Origin of the sequence: Caballeronia sp. LZ024 (genome assembly GCF_031451455.1) — a bacterium.
In the GTDB taxonomy this organism is placed as follows: domain Bacteria; phylum Pseudomonadota; class Gammaproteobacteria; order Burkholderiales; family Burkholderiaceae; genus Caballeronia; species Caballeronia telluris.
On record NZ_JARUXL010000001.1, the window covers coordinates 1,164,393 to 1,174,802 of the forward strand.

Below are 10,410 nucleotides of genomic sequence, written 5' to 3' on the forward strand. Positions count from 1 at the left end.
GAATCCAATGAAAATCGCAAAAGACACCGTCGTATCGGTCGCCTACAAGCTATCGGATGCGCAGGGCAATCTGATCGAGGAAAGCGACGAGCCGATGGTCTATCTGCACGGCGGCTATGATGGCACGTTCCCCAAGATCGAGGAAGCGCTGGACGGGCAGGAAGCCGGTTATCAGACGCAGATCCAGCTCGAGCCCGTGGACGCGTTCGGCGAATACGATCCCGAACTCGTGAAAGTGGAAGCGCGCAGCCGCTTTCCGGAGCCGCTCGAAGTCGGCATGCAGTTCGAAGGCACGCCGGAAGACGGCGAAGAAGACGTCGACTCGCTGATCTACACGGTCACGGACGTCGCGGAAGACAAAGTCGTGCTCGACGGCAATCATCCGCTCGCGGGCATGGCGCTGCGCTTTGCGTTGTCGGTGCAGGAAGTGCGCACCGCAACCGACGATGAAATCGAACATCAGCACGCACATGGCGCCGACGGCCTCGAGATTCTCGACGAGGACGAAGACGACGCCGACGACGAACCCGGCAAGGAGTCGGGCCCGACGCTGCATTGAGCGTCACGACGGTTCAGGCGCATGAGAAAAGGGCGCAGCGACGATCGCTGCGCCCTTTTTCATTCTCCCGTGCCGCTCGCCGGACTGGCTTTGTACGTGCCGTTCTGCACGCCCGACGCAGGCGTCGGCAGGATCGGCGGCATGCCTTGGGGCGGGGTAAGGATTGGCGGCAGCGCGCCAGGCGCCGCGGGCGGCAAGGCCGGTGGCGGTAGCGATGCCGGAAGGTCGTCGCGAGGCTGTGACGCGGTCGCATCGTCCTGCGGCGGCTCGTGGGTCTCATGCGGCTTGCCCGGTCGTTCGGGCGTCGCCGCGCTGTGACTTACGACATCTCTCACGCGCACCCTGAATGGCGGCCGCCAGTCTGCGTCCGTCTGCACTTCTAGCCATTGCACCTGCGGTTTTTTCAGCGCGACGGCAATGCGCGTCAGATTGACGACGAGCGATCCCTTTTCATCGTGCAGCGGCTGGTCGATGAGAAAGCCGCCCGCAACCGGCGTCTCGGCGCCGTGAATCACGATCACGGGACCGCGAAACAGTTCGGCCACCTTGACGAGACTGCGCTTGAATTCGACGAAACCGTCGCGTGGCTGATTGGCGCGTGTGAAGCGCAACCACGCGAAGCGGTCGCGTCGCTCGTAGCGCGCGAAGTCGGGATCGCCTTCGAGGAAGATGACGAGCGCACGCTCGCCCGAGCGTCGTGCCGACTCCGCCGCGTGTTCGAGCCAGAATCCGTTCGCGACGGTCCGGTCCTCGAATTCGCCGTTGCGGCCGCCCGCTGTCAGATAGTGATTGTTAGGACCGGGCGCGTTCAGCCCGACGAACGCGACGCCCTGCGCCCGCCAGCGCACGTTCTCGCGAAACGGCCTGAAGCGCGCGACTTCGCTTTCCCGCGCGAGCGCGAACGGTGCGGAGCCAAGGGAATTCGAATCGCCGAAGAAAAGCTGGCGCACGAAGTCGAGTCGCTCGACGGGATCGTAGCCGCCTGCCTGCGCCTGTCCGCAGTCGGCCCAGTCGTGCTGTCCCGGGATCAAGACGAGCGGCGTGCGCGATGCGTCGAGCAGATCGTGACGCGCGTCGTAGATCCTGTCGCGGCAGGGTTCGAGAGGGCCCTTGATATTGCCGTCGTAGACGATGAACGCCATGTCGCGCTCGCGTGCAATCGCGTCGAGCAACTGACGCACGGGGGCTGCGTCCGCGGGCTTCGTCAGCGCATTGCCGATGACGGCGAATTTGAGCGGCCCGTCCTGTGCCGATACAGGCTGCTGCATGAACGCGCCGCACAACAACGCGGTAGCCAGCGCCCGCGCCGCCAGGCGCGCGGGACGGGTCACGTCAACGCGATGCATCCGGCGCGGGCGTCGCCAGCTCATGCAGTTCGTAGAGCAGATCGAGCGCGTCACGCGGACGCAGGTCATTCGGGTCGAGCGCGCGCAGCTTTTCGAGCACCGGGTGCTCCATACCCAGCGCGGCGTCTTTCGCATCGGATGCGTCTTCGGCATAAGGCGCTGCCGCGAACAGATCGAATTGCGGTGAGGGCTGTCCGATCGATTGCTGTTCGAGATGCACGAGGTGCTTCCTCGCCGCGCGGATCACGGCCGAGGGCACGCCCGCGAGTTGCGCGACCTGCAGGCCATAGCTCTGGTTCGCGGGACCTTCGTTGACCGCGTGCAAAAACACGATGCCGTGATCGTGCTCGACCGCCGAGAGATGCACGTTCGCCGCCTGCGTGAACTCGTTGGGCAATTGCGTGAGTTCGAAGTAATGCGTCGCGAAGAGCGTGTAGCAGTGGTTATGCGTGAGCAGGTGCCGCGCGATCGCCCAGGCGAGCGCGAGGCCGTCGAAGGTCGACGTGCCGCGGCCGATTTCGTCCATCAGCACGAGGCTCGACGCGCTCGCGTCGTTCAGGATCGCGGCGGCTTCGGTCATCTCCACCATGAACGTCGAGCGGCCGCCGGCGAGATCGTCCGCGGCGCCAATGCGCGTGAAGATGCGATCGAGCGCGCCGAATCGCGCGCGCTTCGCCGGCACGTAACTGCCGACATACGCCATCAGCGCGATCAGCGCGGTCTGACGCATGAACGTCGACTTGCCGCCCATGTTCGGGCCGGTGATGAGCAACAGTTTGCGATCGGTGGAAAGAGAGCAGTCGTTGGCGATGAACTGCTCGACCTGCGCTTCGACGACGGGATGCCTTCCATGTTCGATATCGATGCCCGCGTCGGCGGCGAACTCGGGCGCGACCCAATCGAGCGCGCGCGCGCGTTCCGCGAACGCGCCGAGCAGGTCGAGTTCCGCGAGCGCCTGCGCGACGCGCTGGCAGTCCGCGATGAACGGCAACAGGTTCTGCAGAAGCGCATCGTAGAGCGCGCGTTCGCGGGCCAGCGCGCGCTCCTGCGCCGAAAGCGCCTTGTCCTCGAACGCCTTCAGTTCCGGCGTGATGTAGCGCTCGGCATTCTTGAGCGTCTGTCGACGGCGGTAGTCGTCGGGGACCTTGTCGGTCTGGCCGCGCGTCACTTCGATATAGAAGCCGTGCACCTTGTTGTACTCGACGCGCAGATTGCCGATGCCGGTGCGCGTGCGTTCGCGCGCCTCCAGATCGATCAGGAACTGGTCGCAGTTCTCCGAAATGTCGCGCAGTTCGTCGAGAGCGGGGTCGTAACCGCGCGCGATCACGCCGCCGTCGCGGATCAGCGCCGCCGGTTCGGGCGCGATGGCTGCCGCGAGCAGATCGAAACAGGCGCGCGGCGGTTCGAGCGCGGCATCGATGCGTTCGAGCGCGACGGCGTTCATGCACACCGCGCCCACCAACTCGCGCAACTTGGGCAGGGCGGCGAAGGTATCGCGCAGGCTCGACAGGTCGCGCGGCCTTGCCGATAAAAGCGCGAGGCGTCCGGTGATGCGTTCGATGTCCGAGATGTGCCGCAACGCCGCGCGCAAGGTGTCGAGGCTCGCGCCCGACGGTGCGTCGAGCAGCGCGCCGATCGCCTGCTGACGGCCGCGCGCGACCGACGCGTCGCGTGGCGGATGATGCAGCCAGTGACGCAAGAGGCGGCTGCCCATCGTCGTGCAGCAGGTGTCGAGAAGCGAGCAGAGCGTCGGCGATTCGGTGCCGCGCAGCGTTTCGGTGAGTTCGAGGTTGCGCCGCGTCGCCGGATCGAGGCCGATGTATTCCGATTCGTATTCGACCTTGAGACTGCGCACATGACGCAACTGCTGGCCCTGCGTCGCGGCCGCATAGAGCAGCAGCGCGCCCGCCGCGCCGCACGCGCAGGTGAGCGAGTGCGCGCCGAAGCCGTCGAGGCTCGCGACGTCGAGTTGCTCGCACAGGCGCTGACCGCCCGAGGCGACGTCGAAATGCCACGCGGGCACGCGCGTCGTCGCGCCGATATTCGGCACGCTGAACGACGCGCTGACGTTCGAGATCGAATCGGCGATCGAATCGGCGATCAGCGTTTCGGCCGGGCGGATGCGTTCCAGCGCCGCGCCGACTTCCTCGGGCGCGACTTCGGCGAGCCGCAGCGCGCCGCTCGCGAGATTGAGCCACGCCAGCCCGACGCTCGTGACCACGCCGCGCCGGTTGTGCGACGGGCAGAGCGCGAGCAGATAGACGTCGCTTTTATCGGAGAGGAGCGCGGCATCGGTGAGCGTGCCGGGCGTGACGACCCGCACGACCTTGCGCTCGACCGGACCTTTGGACGTGGCCGGATCGCCGATCTGTTCGCAGATCGCGACCGATTCGCCGAGCTTCACGAGCTTCGCGAGATATTGCTCGCACGCGTGGTGCGGGACGCCCGCCATTTTGATCGGATTGCCGCCGGAGGCGCCGCGCTGCGTGAGCGTGAGATCGAGCAGACGCGCGGCCTTTTCGGCGTCGTCGAAGAAGAGCTCGTAGAAGTCGCCCATCCGGTAGAAAACGAGCGTGCCGGGATGCTCCGCCTTGATGCGCAGATACTGCTGCATCATCGGCGTGTGCTTCGACAACTCCTCTGTAACGTCCATGTTCAGGCTCATTGTCTTTTTAAATCAATTACTTGCACCGTGTTCCCTTGATTTAGCGCTGCGTTAGGGAGTGAGTTTATCTGGCAAATTTGCTGGAAAATTTCCAGTTTCCAGTATCATGGCTGGAAAATCTCTGGAAATTTTCCGGCAAAGGTCTGCGAATGTCAAAGACAGTTAAACCCACGTTTCGGACTGAGTCCGATATCGCTCGATTGCCCGTACCCACTGAGAAGCCGACCGTCGAGTATTGGCACGAAACACAGAAGGGGTTCGGAGTCCGCGTCGCAAAGGCGCATTTTCGCACGGGCGCAGTGAAGCGAACGTACATCGTCAGACATCCCGAGGGTTCTGAGAAAGACAAGGACAATTTGGGGCTCGTCGGCGAACTGGCATTCGACGAAGCGTGGGACCAAGTACGCGAAAAGCGTGCAGAAGCGAAGCGCGATGGACCGGGTACAAAACGCAAGCCGACTGTTCAGGAAGCTTTCGACGACTATATGAAGGCGCGAGCGACCAGGCACTCGCCGATGACGAAGCTTGATTACAAAAATAAAATGAAACGGCTGGCGTCTTTGACACACGGCCCGAAAGACATTTCAGTCGCTGACCTGCGCGTAGATGAACTCGACTCTGAGTTTTGGGAGCAGGTGCACATCCGCATTCGAGAAGGCTACGGCCCGGTGATGGCCAATCGGGTCTGCGTCATCATTAAATTTGTTTATGCTCGCCTTGTCGACAACGGTGTACTGACACGTAACCCGGTCATTGCGCTGAACAAACTCGGAATCTCAAAGCGTCCGAAACCAAAAATGACCGCTATTCTGCCGAGCGACCTCCCGGAGGTTTGGCAATGGATGCACACCCGTGCGCACACGGCGGTACGCGACTTCATGCTGGTCGAGTTGTTTATGGGCCTGCGCGATAGCGTGGTGCAGCGCCTGCGCTGGGACAACGTCGACCTTGTGCATGCAACTTTGTTTCTCCCGGACGACGAACCGGGAAACAAAGCTAAAACAGATTTGGTTGTGCCGATTCCGGACTACCTAATGGAACACGTTTTCCGCCCCCGTTGGACCGCACGTGTTGATGACTCGCCGTGGGTCATCCCGAGTATGAAGCGCGAAGGCGAGCCGCTTCGCAGCGTCAAGGGGAGTCTATTGACAATGGCTGCGCACACAGGCATTCAGACTTCGCCGCACGATTATCGGCGAACGTTCGGTACGGCCGCTGAAGCGGCGTGCGGCAGCGTTTTGCGTGTTGCGCGACTTCTCGCACATAACACTGCTGCATCTGTCGAAGATTTCGCAGTAACCTCGGGTTACATCAGCACGACCGACGAGCAACTCCGCGACGACATGAATCGGACCGCTGCTGTCATTATTAAGCATGCTACGCAGCTTGTGCAAAGACCGTCGGCCGACCGTCTACTTTCGCGTCACGAACGGGAAAAAGAAAAGCGCAAGGCAGACGCAGTGGCGTATCGCAAGCAGCGCGTTGCCCGCAACACGGAACTGCTCAAAATCCGCGAGGCAAAGGTTGCGGGCGAAGTAACTTAAGGGAGTGTGGGATGGCGAGGAATCGAGCTGACGACATGCTCTCGGTTGCGGAGGCAGCAGAACTGCTTTTTGTGTCGCGGCCTCACGTGCGAGAGCTGATTGCAAGAGGTTCCTTGCTCGCAGTCCAGTGCGTAGACGGAGAGCTACGCGTTCGTAAAGCCGACGTTTTGAGGTACGAGGAGCGGCAGCTCGCGGACGCAAAAGCTTGGCTAGCAGGACAGACGGAAGAAGACTAAAACGGAGAAAGCATGAAAGTACGACACTTACATCGCTTCAAACGGCGTTTCCTTTCGAGCGTAGCTGCGGAGTCTGTCGAAAAACTTGTGCGTGTAATCGGCACTGATAGTCGCAGCGCGGTCGCCGTAATATTGCGCATGAGCAATCGGAGTATTGGCGCTGTCGTGAAATCTGCTCTGCGACAGCGAAGATACGGGTAACGTTCTCGCGGCCGCAAAAACATAAGCCCCGCCGGGGGCGGGGCTGTGTATCGAGCGGCGACAGAAGAGTTACACGTGCTCTTCAATGAGTGTGTCGCTGATGCCCCCGTTCATACGACGCGGAGTGTACGTGCCGCCGTCGATTCCGAGTGCTTTGTCGACCGCGGCCTTGTCCGCCGCCGTCATACGCTTCAGGAATTTAAGGAAATCGCCATCTGCTTCGAAGAAGGAGCGCAGTACTTCCTCGATGAGTTCGCCGCGTTCCACCGGCGTCTCGTACGATTGCTGATAAAACACGCGGTATTGCTCAATCGATGTGCGTGTTGAGAGTTTGAGGCTGACGTTCAGGCGGTCAGTGGGGTCGATGACGGTGAATTTTTTGAGAGCGGGCATTGAGCCTCCGTGAGAGTGTCTTTGTTTTCACCCTCAGCTCATGTGCTGCTCGCTTCGGATGTACAACCTATAGCGAACCTGAAAAAAATGGCCCCCCACGTTTCGCTCGATTTTCGGCCTTTTTTGTGCTCTTTAGAGTGAACGCTCTAAATGATATTTCGGGCATTCACTGCACAGGGGCAGTACGCGTCCCATGCACCAGCCGTACACCGCGCTCCCACACCCACTGCATCCCATCTGCCTGGGCACGTGCGAGCTGCTCAAGCAGCCCGTGAGCGCGAGCGCGCGGCTAGCGCGGGAGTGCCGGGTTTCCATCCGCAATCAAGTGCGGCCCATCGGGCCGCTCATCTGGCCACTTTTGACCGAGACATGCCAGCGCGTATCAAGTCACCCCTTGCATGCAATTGGCAGCCACCCCGCCTGCGTCTCCACGCACTCGCCAAACTCCTGACCGCGCACTAGCCGTGCGCCGCATCTGTTCACAGCGAAGCGCATCAGGCGCGAAGCAGCAGAGTCCCTCGTGCGCAGGCAAGGCTCCGTCAACGGCCTTGATATCAAGATGATTGTGGGCAAAGGAAGTAACTCCGTCGTGCGCGGGCAAGAGTTCTGCAACCCATTTTGATTGCAAGAACGGCGAACACCGTGAGTGGGCTCAGGGCTCAAGCGGGGGTGCTCAACGAAAGCCGGCGCGTCACAGGCATTTGCACGGGGTGGGGGTTGCCGTTGAACGGAAGCCTGCGCGTCAAAGACTCTTGCCTTGTGCCTGGACCCCGGCGGGATACCGTTTCACGGGGTACGGAAAACGGGTTTCCCGGGGACTCGCGAATATCGCGAAGGCGAGCGACGGTTTTGCGGCGCTGCCGCGCACTCCGCCTGCGCATACTGCCACGCCGCAATACCACAGCGAGCCCCGCTCGCTGCAAACAAAAACCCGCTCGAAGAGCGGGCCTTGTTCTCAGCGCGTAAGCGCGTCAGTGGGTAACTTGAGTCGTAGCCTCGAAGGCTTGTGCCGCCTTCGCAAGGTCATCCTAGAGTCTGCGTGCACCCTCTGGAGTGAGCGGCATGTACACGATTTCGCCTTTTACTTCGCCTTGAAGATACACCCCTGAGGTGCGGCCGGCCTTGACGGTGAGTACATCGATGTAGGATTTTTTCATATGAGAGAGAGTTCGTTATTGTTGTAATTAGTCGTTCGGGCTCAGGACTGCGTCGGTGCGGTCACTTCCCCGAGCGAGGCCTCAAGCGCGAAGCGAACCGCGAGTGAACGCGAAACACCTGGACGTGGCTGAGCCGTCATCGCAGCTTCACGAAGGCGCGCGTTGAAGGTCGCACGGTCACCACCGAGGCGTGTGAGAAAGGCGTGATAAACCACCGCCGGGATGCTGATAGAGGTGCGCGTACCGTCGCGCAAAACGACGGGCAGATGTTTGGCAAGTTCGGTGATAGCGGCAGCGGACATGGTGGACGCTCGTTATGCGGATTGATATCAAAGGGTAGTGCGGGTTCGGTTCCGCATACGACATATAGCGACCGGTTTTAAGTCGCCCGCGAGGCGTTTTAAGCCCTGTCGTCAATTGGCTTCCTGGCAAAATACATGGCTTGCGAGGGGTCTAAATGGAAGCGCGGAGGGGCGTCCAGCCCCGAAGCTTTCTGGGTCGGTTCCAGAGAAGTGGCTCCCCGGTGAAGCGGGCGGAGCGCGAAGCACGGCAAATCTCGTTGAACGCCTTACGGAGCATGGCTGAGTGAGCAAGCGAGGCTGTGATAACCCCCTGTTAGATGCCCGATAAACAGGGCTCTTAACAGGGGGCGTGAAAAACGAGTTCTCTGGACAATGGGTCGAAAATTGCCGGGTCAAATGTCCGCCCCGGGCGAAATACACGGCTAGCCGTTGTGCAAGTATGTCCCGCATTGAAAGAGCGCAGATTCGGCAGCACGGCGTCTCACGAGGCCTGCCACGACCGGGCCGCCGGCTTTCTTCCAGCGCGCGAACTCCGCAGCAGCGCCTGCGCGGTCACCGCCCTTCAGCTTTCGAAGGAGCGTAGAGCCAAGAAACGCGCTCACGCCGACGTTGAAGGTGAAGTGCACGAGGGCATCGAATTCGGTCTGCGATAGCCCGTCAGGCACGGCTGAAAACACCGCGCGATTGCACGGCGCGAGGTCTTCGAGCAGCGCTTTGCCCCGGTCGAGCGTCACACCGTGAATCGTGATTCCGTTGGGCATCGCGTGGCCTACGCCAATCGTCCAGATTCCGACGGCGTCCTTGTATGGGGTAGGGACAAAGCGTTCCCACGAAACCAGCATGTCGATGCCGGCGGAGGACATCGCGGTGGCGGGTCGACCTTAGCTTTGCCGAGCCCCAGCAAGCTGGGCAAAGTGGAGAAAAAAAGCCATGTTTGCGTTGATGGTCGCGACAGTTACTGCAATTGCAGAAGGCAGGTCGAGGCCTCGGATGACGTCGGGGGTCGTGCCACCGGCACGTGCCGTGATGTCGAAAAGGGCATTGCGCACCGCGGGCCGCATCAGAAGGCGCTTCATGTCGACCGAGCGAATTTCGTCTGCGCTCACCGGAGGTTGCTTCTTGCCGCGCTTCGGCGTCTGCTCGAGAATTGCCGCAAGAACCGGAAAGAGGTCCTCCATGGAGTCCGTGGTTTCGCCGAACATCAGCTCCTGGACGACGAACTTTGTGAGGGACGGTCTGCTGCTCGAACACCGGCCTCGCCATGCCCAGTCAACGCGCCGGCACGACGGCAAGGTCGCGGTGGACCGGAGCAATGCGCGTTGGTGCTCGGACGGCTTCGAATTCCGTTGTGATGACGGCTCGCCGTTGCGTGTCATCTTTGCACTGGACTGCTGCGACCGGGAGGCGATGAGCTGGGCTGCGAGCACTGGAGGCTATACCGGTGACATGGTGCGTGATGTCATGCTTCAGGCCGTGGAAAACCGTTTCGATGGTGCGCTGAAGGCCGACAACGAAATCGAATGGCTCAGTGACAACGGTTCCTGCTACATTGCCGTGGAGACGCTGACGTTGTCGGAAAAAGTGGGCCTGAAACCCATCACGACGCCGGTCAGAAATCCGCAGAGCAACGGGATGGCCGAGAGCTTCGTCAAAACGATGAAGAGAGACTACGTCTCGTGGATGCCCACGCCGGACGCGAGAACGGCGTTGCAGAACCTGGCCATCGCATTTGACCACTACAACGAGTCTCATCCACACAGCGCCCTGAAATACTGCTCACCACGCGAGTTTCGCCAACGAGCAAATTCACCAATCTAAGCGTGACTGCTTGTCCGGTCATGCAGGGGCAAGTCCAGTGTCAGCTTGCCCATCCCGGGCGAAAGAGCCTCAAACCAGTCGATTTTGGCGTTGAGAACGATGTCCGCACAAAAGGAGGGGCTGCCCGCCGGAAAGACGGCGACGACTTGCCCGGCGAGCGTCGAGTGGCCACTGCCGTGTTGGACACCC

10 protein-coding genes and 1 pseudogene are annotated in these 10,410 nt (G+C 61.4%); 4 read left to right on the plus strand and 7 right to left on the minus strand.

All coding sequences use genetic code 11. The features are described 5' to 3' along the window. Positions 1-7 precede the first annotated feature (7 nt). The gene (locus QCE48_RS05225) at positions 8-559 is read left to right on the plus strand and encodes a peptidylprolyl isomerase (protein WP_116561799.1); all 552 of its coding nucleotides are present in this window, start codon (positions 8-10) and stop codon (positions 557-559) included. Positions 560-618: 59 nt separating this feature from the next. Here the strand turns inward: QCE48_RS05225 and QCE48_RS05230 are convergent, their stop codons facing one another. After that, the gene (locus QCE48_RS05230) at positions 619-1,890 is read right to left on the minus strand and encodes a hypothetical protein (RefSeq protein ID WP_404982732.1); all 1,272 of its coding nucleotides are present in this window, start codon (positions 1,888-1,890) and stop codon (positions 619-621) included. A gap of 1 nt (position 1,891) precedes the next feature. Next, complete coding sequence (mutS, locus tag QCE48_RS05235) at positions 1,892-4,558, minus strand: DNA mismatch repair protein MutS (protein ID WP_309785774.1); 2,667 nt, start codon at positions 4,556-4,558, stop codon at positions 1,892-1,894. An 89-nt stretch (positions 4,559-4,647) separates the two neighbouring features. Between mutS and QCE48_RS05240 the strand changes: the two genes are divergently transcribed. Together QCE48_RS05240 and QCE48_RS31825 are read left to right on the plus strand one after the other, a co-directional pair. Continuing rightward, entirely contained in the window at positions 4,648-6,114 is a 1,467-nt protein-coding gene (locus QCE48_RS05240) for a tyrosine-type recombinase/integrase (protein ID WP_309785773.1), read from the plus strand. A 35-nt stretch (positions 6,115-6,149) separates the two neighbouring features. Beyond that, complete coding sequence (locus QCE48_RS31825; RefSeq protein ID WP_409014686.1) at positions 6,150-6,350, plus strand: helix-turn-helix domain-containing protein; 201 nt, start codon at positions 6,150-6,152, stop codon at positions 6,348-6,350. Positions 6,351-6,620: 270 nt separating this feature from the next. Here the strand turns inward: QCE48_RS31825 and QCE48_RS05245 are convergent, their stop codons facing one another. From QCE48_RS05245 to QCE48_RS05265, 5 genes are all read right to left on the minus strand, one after another. Then, the gene (locus QCE48_RS05245) at positions 6,621-6,944 is read right to left on the minus strand and encodes a hypothetical protein (RefSeq protein WP_309785772.1); all 324 of its coding nucleotides are present in this window, start codon (positions 6,942-6,944) and stop codon (positions 6,621-6,623) included. Positions 6,945-7,972: 1,028 nt separating this feature from the next. Beyond that, a complete protein-coding gene (locus QCE48_RS05250; protein ID WP_309785771.1) occupies positions 7,973-8,101 on the minus strand; it encodes a hypothetical protein in 129 nt (42 codons plus the stop codon). Between the two features lie 41 nt (positions 8,102-8,142). After that, positions 8,143-8,403, minus strand: a complete 261-nt coding sequence (locus QCE48_RS05255; protein WP_309785770.1) for a hypothetical protein — start codon at positions 8,401-8,403, stop codon at positions 8,143-8,145. A gap of 422 nt (positions 8,404-8,825) precedes the next feature. Beyond that, the gene (locus tag QCE48_RS05260; RefSeq protein ID WP_309785769.1) at positions 8,826-9,266 is read right to left on the minus strand and encodes a lysozyme; all 441 of its coding nucleotides are present in this window, start codon (positions 9,264-9,266) and stop codon (positions 8,826-8,828) included. Positions 9,267-9,284: 18 nt separating this feature from the next. Beyond that, positions 9,285-9,605, minus strand: coding sequence for a hypothetical protein (locus QCE48_RS05265; RefSeq protein WP_309785768.1), 321 nt, complete (start codon positions 9,603-9,605; stop codon positions 9,285-9,287). A 31-nt stretch (positions 9,606-9,636) separates the two neighbouring features. On the opposite strand from QCE48_RS05265, the pseudogene QCE48_RS05270 reads away from it, so the two are divergent. After that, positions 9,637-10,221, plus strand: a pseudogene (locus tag QCE48_RS05270) (DDE-type integrase/transposase/recombinase); the annotation flags it as partial. Positions 10,222-10,410: the final 189 nt, after the last annotated feature.